A 17957-nucleotide genomic window follows, 5' to 3' on the forward strand; every position below is an offset into this window, starting at 1 on the left:
GGCATTGTCTGAACAGCCGGTCCCCAGGGGCCGTACCTCTCGGCAGATCACGAATCCCCGGAAGGACCTCAGCATGACCAGCGAATCAGTTCAGCCGAAGTCGGGACCGAGCCGCCGCACGCTCGTGGCGGCGGCGGGCGCGGCAGGGCTCACCGTGGCGCTGACGGCGTGCGGATCGGAGGACAAGGCGTCCGGCTCGTCCACCGAACAGGGCACCGGGGGCAGCGGCGCGACGAACGAGGGAGCCGGTGGTGCGGCGCTCGCCAAGACCTCCGACATCCCGGAGGGCAGCGGCAAGATCTTCAAGGACGAGAAGGTCGTGGTCTCCCAGCCGGCGGCGGGCGATTACAAGGCGTTCTCGACGATCTGCACCCACCGCGACTGTCCGATGGTGGACCTCAAGGACGACATCATCTCCTGCACCTGCCACGGCAGTCAGTTCTCCGTCCTCGACGGCAGCGTGAAGAAGGGGCCGGCGGTGGAACCGCTGGAGGCGAAGCAGATCAGCGTGAACGGCGACTCCATCACGCTCGCCTGATCCCACGCGGGCGCTCCAGACACGCCAGCACCTCGTCCGTGGTCGCGACCGTGGCGACCAACGCGAGGGTGTGGCGGATCACCGCGGGGGTGTAGTCGGAGGGCACCCCCGCGATGGCGTCCGCCGGGACGACGGCGGTGTAGCCGCGGTTCACGGCGTCGAACACGGCGTTGGGTATCGCCACGTTGGCCGAGACCCCGGTGACGATCAGCGTGCGGCAGCCCAGGTTGCGCAGCAGCGGATCGACGTCGGTGCCCTGCAGGGGCGACAGCCCGTGCAGCCGCCGTACGACGAGGTCCTGCTCGGCGACCTCGATCGGGGCGGCCACCCGCACCGCCGGAGTGCCGGACAGTTGCTGGACGGGCAGGCGTTCGGCGGCGCGGAAGAGGCGGGCGTTGCGGCTCGCGCCGCGGCCGTCGGGACGGCGCTCGGCGACGGCGTGGACGACCTGGACACCGCCCGCGTGGGCGGCGGCCACCAGGCGGGCGACGTTGGCGAGCATCCCGCCGGCGCGTGCTTCTTCGGCCAGTTCGGGCAGGGCGCTCTCCTCACCGACGACGCCCTCCTGGCACTCGACGGTGAGCAGCACGGTGGCCGCCGGATCGAGGAGTTCGCTGAGCGCTTCGTACGAGGGCACGGTTCCCCCTGTCGCCGGCGGCTGGGCGGGCGAGCGTAGCCACCGTTGCGCACGGACGGAAGAGCACTCATCCTTTTCTGACGTGATGTCAGAGGATCTCCTCTGGCACGACGTGGGAGAAAGAGGGGGAGCATGACCGCCACGCAGCAGCGCCGGGGCCGGAAGATCATGATGACGCCGGGCGAGCTGGACGACTTCCTGAGCACGCAGCGCACCTGCCGGGTCGCCACGGTGTCGGCGGACGGCGCTCCGCACGTGAGCACGCTGTGGTTCGCCTGGGACGGCACCTCGATGTGGCTGTACTCGGTCGTCCGCAGCAAGCGGTGGACCGACCTGCGGCGCGACCCGCGCGTGGCGATCGTGGTCGACACCGGCGAGGAGTACGACGAGCTGCGCGGCGCCGAGTTGTCGGGCGCCGTCGAGTTCGTGGGCGAGATCCCGCGCACGGGCGAGCTGCGCGCCGAACTCGACGTCCCTGAGACGCTGTTCGCGCGGAAGAACTTCGGACTGGAGGAGATGCCGCACGACGGCCGGCACGCCTGGCTGCGGCTGACGCCGCAGAAGATCGTCTCGTGGGACTTCCGCAAGCTGGGGGCGCGGTAGGCCCGCGAAGGGCTCAGCCGACGCTCTCCCCCGCCGCCCGCAGGGCCTTCACCGCTGCCCGGATCGACGGGCGGCGGTCGGCGTCCGCGCGCCAGACGACGTAGACATGCCGCCGGACCCGCTGCTTGAGGGGGACGGTCACGACCCCGGCGGGCACGGGGTGGCGGCCGAGCAGCGGGGCGACGCACACCCCGAGGCCCGCGGCGACCAGCGCGAGCTGCGTGTGGTTCTCGGCGGCGCGGTGGCCGACGATCGGCTCGACCCCCTTGGAGCGGAGCGTGAACATCAGCCACTCGTGGCAGAACTCGCCCTCGCCCCAGGTGATCCACTCGTCGTCGGCGAACTCGGTGAGGTCCACTTCGTCGCGCCCGGCGAGCCGGTGGTCCACGGGCATGGCGACCTCGGCCGGGTCGTCCAGGATCGACGCCTTGACCAGGCCGTCGGGCAGCGCCATCGGTTTGTTGTACCAGTCGAGCACCACGGCGAGGTCGAGGTCACCGCGCACGACTCCGGCGATGCCGTGCTCCGGTTCGAGCTCGCAGGAGCGCAGCCGGAGTGCGGGGTGTTCCTCGCGCAGCGCGGACAGCGCGTGCGGGAACAGGCCGCGCGCGGCCGTCGGGAACGCCGACAGTCTGAGCTCGCCGACGACCCGCCCGCGCTGCGCCTCCAGATCGGACTGGGCGAGTTCGACCTGGGACAGGATGCGGGCGGCGTGCTCGGCGAGCAGCCGGCCCGCGTCGGTGAGCCGCACACCCCGGCCGTTCTTGGCGAGGAGCTGCTGGCCGACCTCCCGCTCCAGCTTGGACATCTGCTGGGAGACGGCGGACGTCGTGATGTGCAGCCCCTCGGCCGCGCCGCTGACCGAGCCGTGCCGGGCGAGGGCATCGAGGGCACGCAGCCGCTCCAGATTCAACATGTAAGCAATGCTACGCAATACAGCGTGCGAAATCTCGGTTGTGCTACGAGGTTCTTGCCCGGCATCGTGGTTTTCCATGAGCACCGTCACCACGCCCAGCCGGGTCACCACCCCCTCGGGCGACCGGCCCGGGCCCCGCCTCGACTGGCGCCTCCGCTTCGCCGCCCTGTCCCTGATCTGGGGCTTCAGCTTCCTCCTCATCAAGGTGGGCACCGAGGGATACGCGCCGTTCCAAGTCACGCTCGGACGGCTGGTGTTCGGTACGGCGGTGCTGGCCGCGGCCATGGCGGTGCGCCGCGAGCGACTGCCGCGCGGGGCCCGCACCTGGGGGCATCTGACGGTCGTCGCACTCCTGCTCAACGCCCTGCCGTTCTCGCTGTTCGCGTACGCCGAACTGACCATCCCGTCCACGCTGGCGGGCATCTGCAACGCGACCTCGCCGCTGTGGGGCATGGCGCTGTCGCTGGTCGCCCTGTCGGAGGACCGCCCGACGCGGGTGCGGATCGCCGGGCTCGGGCTCGGCTTCCTCGGGGTGCTCACGGTGCTGGGCGCCTGGCAGGGCTTCCACGGCCTGGACGTCACCGGGACGGCGCTGGCCCTGCTGGCCTCCCTCAGCTACCCGATCGGCTGGATCTACGTCCGCCGCACCCTGGCCGGCACCAGCCACTCGCATCTGTCGATGACCGGCGCGCAGCTGCTGCTCGCGACGGCCCAACTGGCCGTCGTCACCCCGCTGTTCACGACCCTGCCCACGAGCCTGCCCGTCGGGCCGCTGCTGGCGGTCGCCGCCCTGGGCGCACTGGGCACGGGCCTCGCCGTCCTCCTCCAGTACGGCTTGGTCGCCGAGGTCGGTCCGACGACCGCCCAGATGGTCACGTACTTCATTCCGGTCATCGCCACGGCCGCGGGCGTCGCGCTCCTCGGCGAGTCGCTCACCTGGTCGACGCCGGTCGGAGCGGTGATCGTCCTGATCGGCGCGGCGCTTACGCAGGTCCGGCCGAAGGCTCGGGCGTAGAGGCAGGGCAAGGGCATCTGGCGTAGGAATCCGCCAGGGCACGGTCTGGCCCGGCCAGGGCCTCGGACGGTGCGGGGCGGCCGACACCTCGGACCTGGCGGGTCCGGCGGCATCCTCGGTCGAGGGGTGAACGCCTCGGACATGGCGAGGTCCGGCCGATCCCTCGGAGGTCCGGCGAACACCTCGCACATAGCGGCTCCGGCCGCCCCCTCAGACCCGGAGGTCCGGCGAACGCATCGGGCACAGCGGCTCCGCCGACCCATCGGACGTGGCCGGTTCGCGGACGCCGCAGACGTAGTGGCTGCGGGCGCCACGGCCAGGGGCCGGGAAGCCTCAGACGTAACTCCGCGCCGGCGCCGGTCCCAGGGCCGAGGCGATCGCGTCGGCCAGCGCCTCGGTCTCGTCCTCGGCGAGCGTCGAGACGGTGACCCGGATGCCGGGCGGTGCGCTCAGCCGGAAGCGTGCGCCGGGGGCGACGGCCCAGCCGGCGTGCAGCAGTCGGGCGACGGCGCCGGTCTCGTCCGGCACGGGCACCCACACGTTCATACCGCTGCGCCCCCGCGCCACCACACCGCGCCGGCCGAGGGCGCCGATCAGCGCGTCCCGGCGCCTGCCGTACGCCGCCGTCACCGCACGCGTGTCCACCGCCCCGTCGGCCAACAGCCGCACCAACGCCCGCTGCATCAGCCGGCTCACCCAGCCGGGCCCGAGCCGCTGCCGACCGCGGACCCGGTCGACGGTGACGGCGTCCCCGGTGAGCAGGGCGAGGCGCAGATCGGGTCCGTAGGCCTTGGCGGCCGAACGCACGAACGCCCAGTGCCGGGTGGCTCCGGCCAGCGGACGGAGAGGCACGTCGACGATGCCGTGCCCGTGGTCGTCCTCGATGAGCAGGGTCTCCGGGTACTCCTGGAGCACGGATCGCAGGGCACGCGCGCGTGCGGCGCTCACCGCGGCGCCGGTCGGGTTGTGCGCCCGGTCCGTGACGATCAGCGCACGCGCCCCGGCCTCCAGCGCCCGCCGCACGTCGTCGACATACGGCCCCTCGTCGTCGAGGCCGACGGGGACGGTCCGCAGTCCGAGCGCCGGAACGAGGTCGAGGATCCTGCTCCAGCCGGGGTCCTCGACGGCGACGGTGTCGCCGGGCTTGAGGTGGGCCGCCAGGACCCGCTCCACGGCGTCGAGCGCTCCGGAGACCACGGCGAGCGGCCCTTCCGGCACCCCGTCGGCGTCGAACCCGTCCCGGGCGATCCGGGCCAGCTCGGGGTCCACCGGCACCTCGCCGTACAGGACCGGAGCGCGGTCGGCCTCGGCGGCCGCCGCTGCGAACGCCTGCGCGAGAGCCGGCAGCAGAGCCGGATCCGGATTGCCGCTGGACACGTCGCGCACGCCTTCGGGGACGTCGACCCTGATGTGGTCCCGCCCGGTCGTGGCCGGCGCGGGCCGCACCCGGCTGCCGCGCCGGCCCGCGGTCTCGATGACCCCGCGCTCGCGCAGGGTCCGGTACGCGGCCGCGACCGTGTTGGGATTCACTCCCAGTCGCTCCGCCAATTCCCTCATGGGCGGAAGCAGTTCGCCCGGCCGCAGCTCACCGCTCCCCACCGCCCGTTCGATGCTCGCGGAGATGTCCGCTGCGCGACGCCCGCTGATCCGATACTCTCCTAGCACAAAAGTGATTATGCACTAGTACAACGGAGATCGCCATGCAGGGGACCCCGCAGCCGCCGTCGCAACCCGCCGCCTACGCCCCCACCGACCGCACCGTCCCCACCCGCGCGCCGGACCGGGCCTCGTACGACAGGGAACTGGTGCACTCGATACTCGACGAGGCCTACGTCTGCCATTTGGGCTTCGTCCGCGACGGCGCCCCGGTCGTGCTGCCCACGCTGTACGCCCGGGTCGGCGAGCGGCTCTATGTGCACGGTTCGACAGGCTCGCGCCCGCTGCGGGCGGCCGGCCAGGCCGACCCGGGTCTCCCGGTCTGCCTGACCGTCACGCACGTCGACGGACTGGTCCTGGCCCGCTCGGCCTTCCACCACTCGATCAACTACCGCTCCGTGGTGGTGCACGGCGTCGCCCACGACGTGACGGACCCCGAGGAGAAGCGGCAGGCCCTGGACGCCCTGGTCGAGCACGTCGTGCCGGGCCGTTCCGCCGACTCCCGGCCCGCCAACAAGAAGGAGCTGGCCGCCACCGCCGTGATCCGCCTGGACCTGAACGAGGTCTCCGCCAAGCTCCGCACCGGCGGCGTCAACGACGACCCGGAGGACCTCGACCTGCCGCACTGGGCGGGTGTGGTCCCGGTCCGGCGGACCTACGGCACGCCGATCCCCGACGTCGACCTGACGCCCGGCACCGACATGCCGAAGTACCTGAAGTCCCTGTGAAGCCACGGCCCTCAGGAGGGCGGGGGCTGCGCTGATATGCGGCTCCGCCGCGATGGTGGTCCCCCGAGTTCGAGCGAAGCCGAGAACTCGGGGGAGCGAGCAGCCACGGACGGCCCGCAGCCGCCGGCGATCGGCAGCTCCCCGTCCGTCGTCACACGAGCATCACCGACTCCTCGGACGCCCTCGCACCCCGCGCCTCCCCCACCGCGAGCCCCGCGACCGAGCCCAGCATCAGCAACGTGCCGGCCAGCGTCGCCGCCGTGAGGTGCTCGCCGAGCAGGACGACGGCGAGCACCGCCGCGCTCACCGGCTCCAGCAGCATGATCACCGAGACGGTGGCCGACCGTACGACGGCCGCGCCCGCGAAGTAGAGGCCGTAGGCGAGGGCGGTGGGAACGGCGGCGACATACGCCAGCAGGACCAGGACCCGGCCGGGTTCCTCGGTGTGCGGCAGCAGCCCCTCGGCCAGGGCGAACGGCAACAGGCACAGGCTCGTGACGGCGAAGGCCCCGACGGTCGTCCGGGAGGCGTCGGCCTCGCCGTCGCGGCCCCACCGTCGGATGAGCAGCGTCATCACGCTGTACCCGGCCGCGGACAGCAAGGCGAGCAGCACACCCCACGGGCGCACGGTCGTGCCCCCGCCGCCGAGGACCAGGACCGCGAGCCCGGTGAGGGCGCCCGCGACAGCGGCGGTTCCGCCCCAGCCGAGGCGCTCGGCGAGCGTCAGCCGGGCGCCGAGCGCGATGAGCACGGGCCCGGCGCCCAGGGTGACGACCGTGGCGACGGCGAGGCCGGTGGCGGAGACGGCCGCGAAGTAGGCCGTCTGGAACACCGCGAGCCCGATTCCGGTGATCCCGGCTCGCAGCGCCCGGCGGCCCAGTGGCTCCCGCACGGCGGTCCCGGCGCGCGGCCGGACGAGGCGAACCGCGAGCAGCAGCACGAGTCCGGCGGCGCAGCGCCAGAAGGAGAGGGCGACGGGACCCATGTCACTGGCCTGGTAGACCAGTGAGGCGGCCGCGCCCGCGGTGCCCCAGGCGGCACCGGCGACGATCAGGTAGAGGAGGCCTCGCCCTACGGGCAGGCCGGAGGCAGCGTTCGACACGTGTTCTCTCCGCAGACGCGCACGGCGCGCCGCGCGGAATCGGCGGCCGCTGGTGCGCGGAAGTTCGGGAAGGGCCCCGGATCAGAATCGGATCAGCGGGGTCCGCGGACTTCGTCTGCGGGCAGCACCGTTCGGCCCGGCAGTGACACGCCGGGCGCGGTTTCCGGAGTGGCCCGCCTCAGGCGGCCGGAGGCGGAAGAACGAGTGCGTTCGAAGGCATGATCGGCACCCTATGCGGCCCTGCCGGGCCGGGACAATTTCCTTTCCGGGCCGCCGCTCGCCACCGGCTGTTCGGAGCCCTTCGAGGGCGTCGAGGACTGTGCGATGAACGCGCCCACCAGCACGATCGCGCCACCGGCGAGTTGCGGCGCCGACAGGTGCTCGCCCAGCAGGATCCAGGCCAGGACGGTGGCGATGACCGCTTCGAGACAGGCCACGACACCGGCGACCTGCGGGGAGAGCCGGCGCACGGCGAGCACACCGGTGACGTACGCGACGACCGTGGCGACGAGGACGATCCAGGCCAGCAGAGCGATCGCGGCGACGGGCGTGCCGTCCATGCGCGCCGTGCCCGTGAGCACGGACCAGTCCATGTTCCAGGGCCGGGCGATGACCGTCAGCACGGCCGCGCCGACAAGCAGTCCGTAGGCGATGACGCCGAGCGGGTCGGGTGCCTCGTCCCCGGCCTCGCTGCCCTGGTCGGAAAGGACGAAGTAGCCGACCTGGCAGCAAGCCGCGCCGAGTGCAAGCAGCAGCCCCAGGGCGTCGAAGCCGAGCCCCGACCACACCTCGACGACGCACGCGAGCCCGCCGACCGCGAGGACGACACCGACCGCTGCCGCGCGCGTCACGGGCCGCCGCTGCACGAACCGCACCCAGCCCAGCACCAGGGCGGGCGCCAGGTACTCGATGAGCAGCGCCACCCCGACGGGGATACGGGAGAGCGCCGCGAAGTAGCAGGCCTGGACACCGGCGACGGCCAGCAGCCCGAACCCGGCGAGCAGTCCGGGGCGGCGGCGCAACAGCGCGCGGTGGCGCACGGCGAGCGGCAGCATCACCAGGGCCGCCCCGGCCACGCGCAGCCACACCACGTGCAGCGGCTCCAGGCCCGCCTCGATCAGCGGCTTGGCCGCGACACCGGATCCGCCGAAGGCGACCGCGGACAGGAGCGCGAGGCCGAGACCCAAGCCCTTGCCGTGCCTACTGGGGCTGCTGGGGCTGCTGGGGCTGCTGTCAGACGTACGCACCGGCACATGATGACAGGCCATGACAGGAGCGTCACCCCCTATGGCACCTGTCCCACTGCCTGGACGCGAGAAAGCGGCTCCGCAAAGGACAGCTCAGTAAGCGCCTTCGCTGCCTCTGACGCACCCCTGAGACCGGTCGACGCCCTCCTGAGAGCAGGCGGCGCTTCCCCTAGGGCGCTCGGCCCAGCCGTCGAGCCGGGCGAGCACGTCGCGCGGGTCGATCCCGGCGCGGTGGAGCACCTCGACCGCGCGCGCCTGCGAGTCGACGACGATCGCCGCGAGCAGGTCGACGCCGCGGGCTGGTCCGCCGTGCCGCGCGGCGCGGGCGCGGGCGTACTCCATCGAGGCCGCGGCCAGCGGCGAGAAGCCCGCGATCTCCGTCACGACGGGGACGGCGCCGGAGTCCTCGACGCCGCTCTGCCAGCGCAGTCCGTAACCGATGCTGCGCTGGACGAGGTAGGCGAGCAGTCGCGCGATCTGCGGCCCGTCGCCGAAGACGGCACGCGCCTCGGGGTCGGACTCCAGCAGCGAGTGGAGCAGATGGGCCGTGTCGATCTGCCGGTCCGCGTCCCTGACCGCCCTCCGGCGGGCACCGGTGATCACCGATGCCAGCTCGTCACTGAGCCTGGCATCGTTCTCCGCGCGGTGGATGCCGTGCTCATGGGCCGACTGGCGGTGGATACGGGGTTGCACATCCCCTACCCCATCAGTCCCGAGGGGCCGGGTCATCCTCGGAGGGAACCATTTTCGCGTCCCACAGGAAGTGGACATCGCGGACCGGAATCTCCTCCTTACGGAGGACATCAGGCTGTTTCACCGGGCGGCTCCAACGCGCCTGACGGTTCATCAGTATTGAACATTGCGGCCGCCGCGGCTACGTTCCGCGACACCCAGCCCGACGTGAAGAGGTGGTCGCATGGCCGAAGTCAGCGCGGAAGCACGCATCGGGGCGCCGGCCGAGAAGGCGTGGGCCAGGCTCACGGACTGGTCCGCGTACGGCGAGTGGAACGCGACCCACACGAACTTCCCGGCGGGCGGCCCCGACCCCCTCGAAGTGGGCGCGACCTTCCACGAGAACATGCGGCTCATGAACTTCCCGGCCGAGGTGGAGTGGACCGTCGAGGCACTGGAACCGGCCCGGGTGCTCGCCATCCGCGGCAAGGGCCCGATGGGCGTGACCGTCGCGACGCGCTACACCCTCACGCCCGACGGCGACGCGACGACGGTCCGCATCGACGGTGAGTTCACGGGCGCGACGGTGTCGCTGATGGCGGGCAAGCTCAAGGACTCGGCCACGGCCGCCCTGAACGAGTCGCTGCGCAAGCTGGACGGCCTGATGACCTGAATCCCCGGGCACCGGGGTCACATCCGGAACAAGCCGAGGCGCCCGTGGATCACTCCACGGGCGCCTGCTCAGCGCCGTACCCGGACGACGCTCGATCCTCGGTCCTCGTCGGTCCTCGTCAGTCCTCGTCGGCGAGAATCAGGTACAGCTTCTTGCGGGCTTCGTTGATGACTCCGAGCGCCTTCTCCCGCTGCTCCTTGCTGCCGGTCTTCCAGACCTGACCGAAGGCCTCCATGAGGCCGAAGCCGGCCTGGCGGATCTCGCCGAGAGCCTCCCAGTCGACCCCGCGGGAGGCCTCCTCCCAGGGTGCCTCGGGCCCCTCTTCGGCCGCGGTGCGGCCCGCCTCGGTGAGCGAGAACAGCTTCTTGCCCCCCTCGGACTCACTCGCGATCAGCCCCTCGTCCTCCAGCAGTTGGAGGGTGGGGTACACCGAGCCGGGACTGGGCTTCCATGCCCCGCCGCTGCGTTCGGCGATCTCCTGGATCATCTCGTAGCCGTGCATCGGCCGGTCCTTCAGCAGGGCCAGGATCGAGGCGCGTACGTCACCGCGCCGCGCCCTCCCCCTCGGTCCGCCGCGCCCTCGTCCGCCCCAGGGTCCGGGACCGAAACCCGGACCACCGGGCCCGCCCCAGCCGGGGCCGCCCGGCCCGAAGGGCCCGAAGGCCGCACGCAGCCCCTCGAAACCGCCCCGGCCGCCCTGACGCGGTCCACCGTGGCCATGCCCGTGCTCGAATCCGTGAGTACGCATCGCAAACACTCTCCATTCCATCGTTGATCTGTCGCGATGTTTCAACGATATATCGGTACTGTTCGCATGGCAAGACCAGGATCGGGCGAGCAGGGCGTCGTCATGGACCTTCACAGGTCCGAGGCCAGATCACTCGAGACGGGACAACACGGTGAGCCCTATCGGATCTTCTGCACGTGGGTGGTGTCTGCACCGAGGAGGGTGCCGTCGGCGCCGGTCGGCACGATCTCCGGCACAGGGGTGCCGTGCTGGTCGACAAGGGCGGAGTGAGCCTCGCCGGGGGCGAAGGCATGCCGTTCCCCCCACTGCCGCAGGGTGACGATGACCGGGAAGAGGTCGCGACCGGCGCCGGTGAGTACGTATTCCCGACGGCGGCCCGAAGGCGCGGTGCGCTGGACGAGAAGCCCGTGGGCGGTGAGCTTGCGGAGGCGGTCCGTGAGGATGTTGCGGGCGATGCCGGTCCGTCGCTGGAACTCGGTGAACGATCGCGCCCCGTCCATCGCGTCGCGGATGACGAGAAGGCTCCACCTGTCGCCGACGAGGTCGAGCGTTCGGGCGACGGGGCAGTCGGGGTCCGTCCAGTCAGGGCCCGGGCCACCCGTGGCCGTGCGCGACATGGCGCCTCCCAATGAGTTGCGGATTGAAACCATCCTGCCGTACGTTCAAATCGGTTGCAAAATGCTACTGATCAGGATGGGGGCGCGATGGACGTGTGGCGGCGGTTACTGCTCGCGGTGGTGTGCGGTGTCGCTGTAGCGAGCATCTATGCCGCGCAGCCGGTTCTGGAGCCGATGGGACGCGATCTCGGTGTGTCGGCAGAACTCACCGGGTGGATCGTCGCGACCGGCCAGTTCGGCTATCTGGCAGGGCTGGTGCTGCTGGTGCCGCTCGGCGATGTGGTCGACAGGCGCCGACTCATCGCCGCGCACCTGGCGATCACCGCAGCGGGCATGATCCTCACGGCCTCGGCGTCAGCCGCGTGGGTGGCGCTCGTGGGGCTCGCGGCGGCTGGGGTGTTCGCGGTCGTGGTGCAGACCACGGTGGCCTACGCCGCGTCGCTCTCGCCGCCTGGCGAACGCGGGCGGAGCATCGGCGCCGTGACCTCGGGCGTCGTGGTCGGCATCCTGGGCGCGCGGGTCGTCACCGGCACCCTCGCCGAGGTGTGGGGCTGGCGGAGCGTCTATGCCGTGCTCGCGGTGGTGTCACTCGGGCTCGCAGCCCTCGTCCTCGTGACACTGCCGTCAGAGGAGCGCCTCGACCCACCCGCTGGATACAGGCAGGTAGTCGTTTCGCTCGGCGGACTGTTCGGGCAGCGTACGTTCCTGACGCGCGGGCTCATCGCGTTCTTCGTGTTCGCATCGTTCGGCACCCTGTGGAGCGGACTGTCCCTGCCACTGGCGGACACGCCGTGGCAGCTGAGCGAGAGCCAGATCGGACTGTTCGGCATCGCCGGACTCGCCGGCGCACTCGGCGCGGCACGCGCGGGACGGTGGGCGGACGCGGGGCGGGCGGCCCCGGTCACCGGTCTCGCGCTCGCCCTGCTCATCCTCTCGTGGGCGGCGATCACGCAGCTGCCGTGGTCACTGTGGCTCCTCACCGCCGGAATCGTGGTTCTCGACTTCGCGGTCCAGGCGGCGCACGTGAGCAACCAGCACCTGCTCACCGCCGCGTATCCGGAGCGCGTCAGCAGCGTCATCGGCGGCTACATGGTCTTCTACTCACTCGGCTCCGCCCTCGGCGCGGCCGCGACCACCGCCCTCTTCACCGCCCACGGCTGGGCGGGCTCCGGTCTCCTCGGTGCCGGATTCGCGGCCTGCGCGCTGGCCGTCTGGGCGACCGACAGGCGACTACCCGGCCTCCAGGCCTCACCCCGCTCCGGCCGCGTCCGCACGGAGCTGCGCGGTGACCACCCCTGCCGACCGGCAGGGCGGTCACCGTCATCGAGGGCGAGCTGCCGGCCTGACGCGACCCCTCCCCCGGGTCTCACGCCGTCGGCAGCCACCCGACCTTGCCCGCCAGCAGGGCGTATCCCACGAAGGCACCGATGTCGAGCAGCGAGTGGGCCACCACCAGCGGGCCCACCCGACCCCAGCGGCGGTACAGGTAGACGAAGACCACGCCCATGACCATGTTGCCGATGAAGCCGCCGATGCCCTGGTAGAGGTGGTACGAGCCGCGCAGGACCGAGCTGCCCGCCAGCGCGGCCATCGGCGTCCAGCCCAGCCGGCCGAGGCGGCGCAGCAGGTAGCCGACGACGATCACTTCCTCGAGCACCGCGTTCTGGATCGCCGAGAGGATCAGCACGGGGTACTTCCACCACACATCGGGCAGCGCCTCGGGCACCACGGTGAGGTTGAAGCCGAGGCCGCGGGCTGCCAGGTAGAAGGCGATCCCGGTGCTGCCGATGACCGCCGCGATCGCCGCCCCGCGGCCGAGGTCGGGCCAGGGCCGGGTGCGGTCGAAGCCGAGGGCGCGCAGGCCCGCACCCTCGCGCAGCAGGAAGTGCGCGACGAGTACGACGGGCACGAGCGCGGTGGTGATCCCGAAGAGCTGCCAGGCCAGGTCGAGCCAGGGACGGCCGGGCGCGGCCGAGGCGTTCATCGTGGCCGCCTGGTCCCTCAGCCCGCCGGGCTTGGTGACCGAGCCGACGAAGCTGATCAGGGCGGAGACTCCGCTCGCCCCCAGCGAGAGTGCCAGCACGAGCAGCGTCTCGTCGCGGAGCATCCGCCGCGAGAGCCGCTGCTGGGGAAGGGAATCGTCGGCCACCGGGCTCGCCTCCGCCTGCACACCTGCCTCCACTTCACCGACCTGTCGGATCAGTATGAAGCCAGCAGGATGTCAGCCCCGCGGCGCCTCAACCCAACGGCACCCGCTACGGCAGCCCCACGGGCCAGGTGTGCACCGGCTCCCCCTTGTGCATCAGCTCGCGATAGCGCCGGGTCGTGGCGGCCAGCGCGGCCTCCCTCGGGTGGCCCGCGTCCAGCGCCTTGTGGAAGGTCGCCACCTGCCAGCTCGCGCCGTTCACCCTCCGCCGGCACCGCTCCTCGATCACACCCAGGTACAGATCGCGGTCGGCCGGCTCCACGCCCCACGCCTCCAGCCCGGCCTCGGCGAGCGGCAGCAGTTCGTCGCGGACCAGGCTCACCGCGTCGACCTGCGTGGTGCCGCCGTAGCGGCCGCGCCGGGGCCAGGTGAAGCGGGCGTCGATGCCGTCCTTGCACGCGGCGTCGAAGTTGGCGGCGGCCGCCTCGAACGGCAGCCGGGCCCACACCGGCCGGGCCTCCTCGGCGAGGGCCCGGATGAGGCCGTAGTAGAACGCGGCGTTGGCGACGACGTCGATGACGGTGGGCCCGGCGGGCAGGACGCGGTTCTCCACGCGCAGGTGGGGGACGCCGTCGGCGATGCCGTAGACCGGACGGTTCCAGCGGTAGACCGTGCCGTTGTGCAGGACTAGCTCGGCGAGGGTCGGTACGCCGCCCTGGTCGAGCACCTCCAGCGGGTCCTCGTCGTCGCAGATCGGCAGCAGCGCCGGGTAGTAGCGCAGGTTCTCCTCGAACAGGTCGTGCGCCGAGGTGATCCAGCGCTCCCCGAACCAGGTGCGCGGCCGGACGCCCTGGGCCTGGAGTTCGGGCGGCCGGGTGTCGGTGGACTGCTGGAACAGCGGGGGCCGCGACTCGCGCCACAGCTCACGGCCGAAGAGGAAGGGCGAGTTGGCGCCGACGGCGATCTGCGCGGCGGCGACCGCCTGGGCCGCGTTCCACACGTCGGCGAAGCGCGCCGGGGTGACCTGGAGGTGCAGCTGCACGGAGGTACAGGCGGCCTCCGGCGCGATGGACTTGGACGTGCAGCTGAGGTGCTCCACGCCGGCGATGTCGAGGGTGAACTCCTCGCCCCGGGCGGCCACGATCTGATCGTTGAGGAGGGTGTAGCGGTCGACGTCGGAGAGGTTCGACGACACCAGGTCGTCCCGGTCGAGGGTCGGCAGAATGCCGATCATCACGATTCCCGCGTCGACCTCACCGGCTTTCCGGTCGGCATATGCCAGTGACGTACGGAGTTCCTCCGCGAGCCGGTCGAATACCCGGCCACCCAGACGGTGTGGGGGAATGTTGACTTCCAGGTTAAACATGGCGAGTTCTGTTTGGAAATCACGGCTCGCGATACGTTCCAGGACTTGCGCGTTCAACATTTTCGGCATGCCGTCGGCGCCCGCTAGATTCAACTCGATCTCCAGCCCCATGAGGTTCTTGGGGCGATCGAACCGCTTCTCCGCCAGGAGTCGCTCCAAGCCCGTCAGACACCGACGAAGCTTGTCGCGGTAGCGCTGGCGATCGGACAGGTCGAACCGGCCTGCCACGACCTTCTCCCCCATCGAAGCGTCCCTCCTCGGATGGTGCGGGGCCGAAGATCCGGCCGCCGGGGTCCCGGTCAGGTGGAGGATGCCCCGCGAAAGCGATCGATAACGTCCCGGACGGACCCGCTGACCGCTACGCTGGTCACGTATGACCGGTGGCACATTCACTCGGCATGACGCAGAGGCCAGGGTTTCGGGTAGCGCGAACTCGTAAAAAACGCCGACGAGAATGGGCCGACCGCCGCGCGGGCATTCGCCGAGGTCATCGCCGCACACCTCCGCGCGGAATCGGGATAATTCTCGCGTATCGCCGACCGAATGTACCCTTGTTCTACTCACCGGAAACGGCTAGACGAAACACAGTCTGAGCCCGTGTCGTATAAACTCCGCGAACAAGGCAGAAGGTTGGCGCCCACGGTCGATGGGTCATGCCGTCGAGGCGATGTTCGGCGGACCCACCCCCCTCTCGTTCTTGAGACCCCGGCCCCTGCCTGTCTGACCCCCGTGAGCTGACAGCGCCGTCCGCCCTCGCCCCGCCCTCGTGCCACCGTGCCTTTGAAATGAGAGGCGACCCACCATGCCGCTGCATGTCCCCCCGGCTCCCGCGCCCGCGCTCCGTTCCGTCCTGACTGCGCTCTCCTCCCCCACCGCGGTCCGCGAGGCCCGAACTCCCTCGCTGCTCCGCGCCCAGGGACCCGCCACCCCCGAGCTCCCCCTGCCCGTCCACGTCCTCGACCGGGTCACGGCCGAGGGCGTCTCGGCCACCCGGCTGGCCGGGTGGCGCTTCCTGATCCGCTGCGGCGACCGTGCGGTGGCCGCTGCGGAGACCATGCTGACTCCCGACGGCTGGGCCTTCTCGCGCTTCTTCGAAGGCCCGTACATCGCCTCCACCGAGCGCGCCCTGCGCCAGGCCGAGACGATGCCGCAGCCGTACCAGCCCCGCCTGCTGTCCGTGCCCGGCCTGTACATGCTGACGCTCTGGCTGCACGAGGACTGCACCGCCGACGGGGCCGCCGGCCATCCCGCCGCCACCGACCTGCTTGTCCCACTGGCCCCCGCCCCTCCCGGCATCGCGGCCCATCGCCCGCACCGCGTCGCCGAACTGCTCCCGGTGCTGACCCACCGGGTGACTCCCACGCGACTGCTCGGCTCGCCCGCCTGAAGCGCCGCACCCCGAAGCTCTCCGCGCCCCGTCGTCGAATTCCTCGACGACGGGGTTGCCGCCTTTCCGCTCGGACGAGCACCTATTAGTTCGCTCGTACGAGCATCCAATAGCTCGCACGAGCTATTGGATGCTCGTACGAGCCGGAATCGACCGCCCGCCCGACCGGACTAGCCCCATTCGGCCACCGCGAACCATCCGAAGTGACAGTGCAGTTGGGATGAACCGTCCGCGCGGGTGATGCGTCATGAACCTGTGAGAAGCGGTGCCGCGAAATCCCTGCGGATCGACGCCCGTAGGGCAACACTGGGTTCCGACGACCTATCACCACGGGGGGGCGGCCATGAACGACACTTCAAGCCGCGGAACAGACATCACAGCAGACTCAGCCGACTCACTCATCTCATCCACCACGACACAGCGAGAGATCCCACCCATGTGCCAGCACCAGACTCCGTGCCCGTCAGCCGAATCCGCCGACCGGGAATCCGCCCGTCTCGTGGCGCACCACCCGGAGCAGGGTTGGAGCCTGCTGTGCAACGGCGTGGTGCTCTTCGAGGACACCGGCGAGCTCCTGCCGGACGGCAGGGTCATCGCCCCGCACCGTCCGCTGGCGTCCAGCCAGGTGATGACGGCCGCCTGAGGCCGCCGGGCGGCGTGACGTATCGCCCGCAGACATGAGGGGCCGGCTGCAGGACATCCTGCGAACCGGCCCCGACGCGTGTCCGGGTGCCGTCACTCCCCGTCACCTCCTGCGATGTCCCGTTCATGGCCGGTACGCCTTCCCACGGATGCCCGTTTTCCGGAAGACTCCTGGAAGTTTCGGGGTAACCCGTCGACGGAGGTGGGGCAAGTGGCAGCAGGTGAGGCCGAGGCCGGGAGCAAGGTCACGATCACGGAGATCGCCCGGCAGGCCGGTGTGTCCGTACCGACCGTGTCCCGGGTCGTCAACGGCCGGTCCGACGTGTCGCCTCGGACCCGGGCCCGCGTGGAGGACCTGCTGCGCCGGCACGGCTACCGCAAGCGCCCCGCGGCCCCGGGCACCCGCGCGGCCCTGCTCGACCTTGTCTTCAACAACCTCGACAGCCCCTGGGCCGTGGAGATCATCCGCGGCGTCGAGGAAGTCGCGCACGCGGCCGGGGTCGGCACGGTGGTGTCGGCCATCCACGGGCGCTCGGGCGACGCCCGCGAGTGGATGCGCAACCTCCGGGCCCGAGCCTCCGACGGCGTCATCCTCGTCACCTCGGCCCTGGAGCCGACGCTCCACGAGGAGTTGCGCATTCTCGGCGTCCCGCTGGTCGTCGTCGACCCTGCGGGCTCGCCCGCCCTGGACGCACCCACCATCGGTGCCGCCAACTGGTCGGGCGGCATGGCGGCCACCGAGCACCTGCTGTCCCTCGGCCACCGCCGGATCGGCCTGATCGCCGGGCCGCCGCGGCTGCTGTGCTCCCGGGCCCGGCTGGACGGCTACCGCGCGGCTCTGGAAGACGCCGGCATCGCGATGGACGCGTCCCTCGTCGTCCCCGGCGACTTCCGCCCCGAGTCCGGCTTCACCGCCTGCGGCACCCTGCTCGGCCTGCCCGAGCCGCCGACCGCCGTGTTCGCGGCCAGCGACCAGATGGCACTCGGCGCGATCGAGGCCCTGCGCCGACGCGGGCTGCGGGTGCCGCAGGACATGAGCGTGGTCGGTTTCGACGACCTTCCGGAGGTCCGCTGGTCGGCTCCGCCGCTGACCACCGTCCGCCAGCCCCTGGCCGACATGGGCAAACTGGCCGTCCGCACGGTCCTCCGACTCACCCGCGACGAGCAGCCCGACTCACCGCGAGTGGAACTGGGCACGGACCTGGTGATCCGGGCCAGCACGGCGCCTCCGGCGGGGCGAACCTGACGAACTCCCCCGACCGAC

General features: G+C 71.6%; 18 protein-coding genes and 1 pseudogene. 9 read left to right on the plus strand and 10 right to left on the minus strand.

The features are described 5' to 3' along the window. Positions 1-73 precede the first annotated feature (73 nt). Positions 74-538, plus strand: coding sequence for a Rieske (2Fe-2S) protein (locus tag ACZ6TU_RS27500; RefSeq protein ID WP_467676607.1), 465 nt, complete (start codon positions 74-76; stop codon positions 536-538). Here ACZ6TU_RS27500 and ACZ6TU_RS27505 read toward each other — a convergent pair. Next, positions 525-1175, minus strand: a complete 651-nt coding sequence (locus ACZ6TU_RS27505) for a cysteine hydrolase family protein (RefSeq protein WP_469551774.1) — start codon at positions 1173-1175, stop codon at positions 525-527. The genes ACZ6TU_RS27500 and ACZ6TU_RS27505 overlap by 14 nt on opposite strands. 132 nt (positions 1176-1307) lie before the next feature. Here ACZ6TU_RS27505 and ACZ6TU_RS27510 point away from each other — a divergent pair, with 132 nt between their 5' ends. Then, complete coding sequence (locus tag ACZ6TU_RS27510; protein WP_467676610.1) at positions 1308-1778, plus strand: pyridoxamine 5'-phosphate oxidase family protein; 471 nt, start codon at positions 1308-1310, stop codon at positions 1776-1778. Between the two features lie 13 nt (positions 1779-1791). Here ACZ6TU_RS27510 and ACZ6TU_RS27515 read toward each other — a convergent pair whose 3' ends face one another. Beyond that, positions 1792-2694, minus strand: a complete 903-nt coding sequence (locus ACZ6TU_RS27515; RefSeq protein WP_467676612.1) for a LysR family transcriptional regulator — start codon at positions 2692-2694, stop codon at positions 1792-1794. A gap of 76 nt (positions 2695-2770) precedes the next feature. Between ACZ6TU_RS27515 and ACZ6TU_RS27520 the strand changes: the two genes are divergently transcribed. Next, positions 2771-3709, plus strand: coding sequence for a DMT family transporter (locus tag ACZ6TU_RS27520; protein WP_469551777.1), 939 nt, complete (start codon positions 2771-2773; stop codon positions 3707-3709). Between the two features lie 333 nt (positions 3710-4042). Here the strand turns inward: ACZ6TU_RS27520 and ACZ6TU_RS27525 are convergent, their stop codons facing one another. Continuing rightward, complete coding sequence (locus ACZ6TU_RS27525) at positions 4043-5374, minus strand: aminotransferase class I/II-fold pyridoxal phosphate-dependent enzyme (RefSeq protein ID WP_469551781.1); 1332 nt, start codon at positions 5372-5374, stop codon at positions 4043-4045. 35 nt (positions 5375-5409) lie between these two features. Here ACZ6TU_RS27525 and ACZ6TU_RS27530 point away from each other — a divergent pair, with 35 nt between their 5' ends. After that, positions 5410-6093, plus strand: a complete 684-nt coding sequence (locus ACZ6TU_RS27530; RefSeq protein WP_469551784.1) for a pyridoxamine 5'-phosphate oxidase family protein — start codon at positions 5410-5412, stop codon at positions 6091-6093. 151 nt (positions 6094-6244) lie between these two features. Here the strand turns inward: ACZ6TU_RS27530 and ACZ6TU_RS27535 are convergent, their stop codons facing one another. The 3 genes from ACZ6TU_RS27535 to ACZ6TU_RS27545 form a co-directional block, all read right to left on the minus strand. Continuing rightward, positions 6245-7195, minus strand: a complete 951-nt coding sequence (locus tag ACZ6TU_RS27535; protein WP_467676618.1) for a DMT family transporter — start codon at positions 7193-7195, stop codon at positions 6245-6247. Positions 7196-7425: 230 nt separating this feature from the next. Then, positions 7426-8448 carry an EamA family transporter gene (locus tag ACZ6TU_RS27540; protein WP_469551824.1) on the minus strand — a complete coding sequence of 341 codons (1023 nt, stop codon included), beginning with the start codon at positions 8446-8448 and terminating at the stop codon, positions 7426-7428. A gap of 87 nt (positions 8449-8535) precedes the next feature. Continuing rightward, positions 8536-9135, minus strand: coding sequence for a Clp protease N-terminal domain-containing protein (locus ACZ6TU_RS27545; RefSeq protein ID WP_467676619.1), 600 nt, complete (start codon positions 9133-9135; stop codon positions 8536-8538). A 223-nt stretch (positions 9136-9358) separates the two neighbouring features. Here ACZ6TU_RS27545 and ACZ6TU_RS27550 point away from each other — a divergent pair, with 223 nt between their 5' ends. Further along, positions 9359-9787 carry a type II toxin-antitoxin system Rv0910 family toxin gene (locus ACZ6TU_RS27550; protein WP_467676621.1) on the plus strand — a complete coding sequence of 143 codons (429 nt, stop codon included), beginning with the start codon at positions 9359-9361 and terminating at the stop codon, positions 9785-9787. Positions 9788-9905: 118 nt separating this feature from the next. Here the strand turns inward: ACZ6TU_RS27550 and ACZ6TU_RS27555 are convergent, their stop codons facing one another. Both ACZ6TU_RS27555 and ACZ6TU_RS27560 read right to left on the minus strand, forming a co-directional pair. Next, positions 9906-10535: a PadR family transcriptional regulator gene (locus ACZ6TU_RS27555; RefSeq protein WP_467676623.1), complete on the minus strand. Its 630-nt coding sequence runs from the start codon at positions 10533-10535 to the stop codon at positions 9906-9908. Between the two features lie 158 nt (positions 10536-10693). After that, positions 10694-11152 (minus strand): winged helix-turn-helix transcriptional regulator, encoded by a 459-nt coding sequence (locus tag ACZ6TU_RS27560; RefSeq protein WP_467676625.1) that lies wholly within the window; start codon positions 11150-11152, stop codon positions 10694-10696. A gap of 87 nt (positions 11153-11239) precedes the next feature. Here ACZ6TU_RS27560 and ACZ6TU_RS27565 point away from each other — a divergent pair. Continuing rightward, a pseudogene (locus tag ACZ6TU_RS27565) lies at positions 11240-12388 on the plus strand (MFS transporter); the annotation flags it as partial. A 130-nt stretch (positions 12389-12518) separates the two neighbouring features. Here ACZ6TU_RS27565 and ACZ6TU_RS27570 read toward each other — a convergent pair. Together ACZ6TU_RS27570 and ACZ6TU_RS27575 are read right to left on the minus strand one after the other, a co-directional pair. Next, the gene (locus tag ACZ6TU_RS27570; RefSeq protein WP_467676696.1) at positions 12519-13322 is read right to left on the minus strand and encodes a CPBP family intramembrane glutamic endopeptidase; all 804 of its coding nucleotides are present in this window, start codon (positions 13320-13322) and stop codon (positions 12519-12521) included. 85 nt (positions 13323-13407) lie between these two features. Continuing rightward, positions 13408-14907 carry a glutamate-cysteine ligase family protein gene (locus ACZ6TU_RS27575; protein WP_469551792.1) on the minus strand — a complete coding sequence of 500 codons (1500 nt, stop codon included), beginning with the start codon at positions 14905-14907 and terminating at the stop codon, positions 13408-13410. A gap of 559 nt (positions 14908-15466) precedes the next feature. Here ACZ6TU_RS27575 and ACZ6TU_RS27580 point away from each other — a divergent pair. The 3 genes from ACZ6TU_RS27580 (at position 15467) to ACZ6TU_RS27590 (ending at position 17939) form a co-directional block, all read left to right on the plus strand. Continuing rightward, on the plus strand, positions 15467-16051 hold the full coding sequence (locus tag ACZ6TU_RS27580; RefSeq protein WP_467676630.1) for a hypothetical protein: 585 nt from the start codon (positions 15467-15469) through the stop codon (positions 16049-16051). A gap of 436 nt (positions 16052-16487) precedes the next feature. Further along, positions 16488-16694: a DUF5999 family protein gene (locus ACZ6TU_RS27585; protein WP_059416771.1), complete on the plus strand. Its 207-nt coding sequence runs from the start codon at positions 16488-16490 to the stop codon at positions 16692-16694. A gap of 210 nt (positions 16695-16904) precedes the next feature. Further along, complete coding sequence (locus tag ACZ6TU_RS27590) at positions 16905-17939, plus strand: LacI family DNA-binding transcriptional regulator (RefSeq protein ID WP_467676632.1); 1035 nt, start codon at positions 16905-16907, stop codon at positions 17937-17939. Positions 17940-17957 lie beyond the last annotated feature (18 nt).

The organism is Streptomyces sp. NPDC052064 (assembly GCF_055585925.1).

Excerpts from the sequence above, each read along its gene's own strand:
- ACZ6TU_RS27500 (WP_467676607.1), top strand. The coding sequence starts at position 74 with ATGACCAGCGAATCAGTTCAGCCGAAGTCGGGACCGAGCCGCCGCACG.
- ACZ6TU_RS27510 (WP_467676610.1), top strand. The coding sequence starts at position 1,308 with ATGACCGCCACGCAGCAGCGCCGGGGCCGGAAGATCATGATGACGCCG.
- ACZ6TU_RS27515 (WP_467676612.1), bottom strand. The coding sequence starts at position 2,694 with ATGTTGAATCTGGAGCGGCTGCGTGCCCTCGATGCCCTCGCCCGGCAC.
- ACZ6TU_RS27520 (WP_469551777.1), top strand. The coding sequence starts at position 2,771 with ATGAGCACCGTCACCACGCCCAGCCGGGTCACCACCCCCTCGGGCGAC.
- ACZ6TU_RS27530 (WP_469551784.1), top strand. The coding sequence starts at position 5,410 with ATGCAGGGGACCCCGCAGCCGCCGTCGCAACCCGCCGCCTACGCCCCC.
- ACZ6TU_RS27550 (WP_467676621.1), top strand. The coding sequence starts at position 9,359 with ATGGCCGAAGTCAGCGCGGAAGCACGCATCGGGGCGCCGGCCGAGAAG.
- ACZ6TU_RS27555 (WP_467676623.1), bottom strand. The coding sequence starts at position 10,535 with ATGCGTACTCACGGATTCGAGCACGGGCATGGCCACGGTGGACCGCGT.
- ACZ6TU_RS27560 (WP_467676625.1), bottom strand. The coding sequence starts at position 11,152 with ATGTCGCGCACGGCCACGGGTGGCCCGGGCCCTGACTGGACGGACCCC.
- ACZ6TU_RS27575 (WP_469551792.1), bottom strand. The coding sequence starts at position 14,907 with ATGGGGGAGAAGGTCGTGGCAGGCCGGTTCGACCTGTCCGATCGCCAG.
- ACZ6TU_RS27580 (WP_467676630.1), top strand. The coding sequence starts at position 15,467 with ATGCCGCTGCATGTCCCCCCGGCTCCCGCGCCCGCGCTCCGTTCCGTC.
- ACZ6TU_RS27585 (WP_059416771.1), top strand. The coding sequence starts at position 16,488 with ATGTGCCAGCACCAGACTCCGTGCCCGTCAGCCGAATCCGCCGACCGG.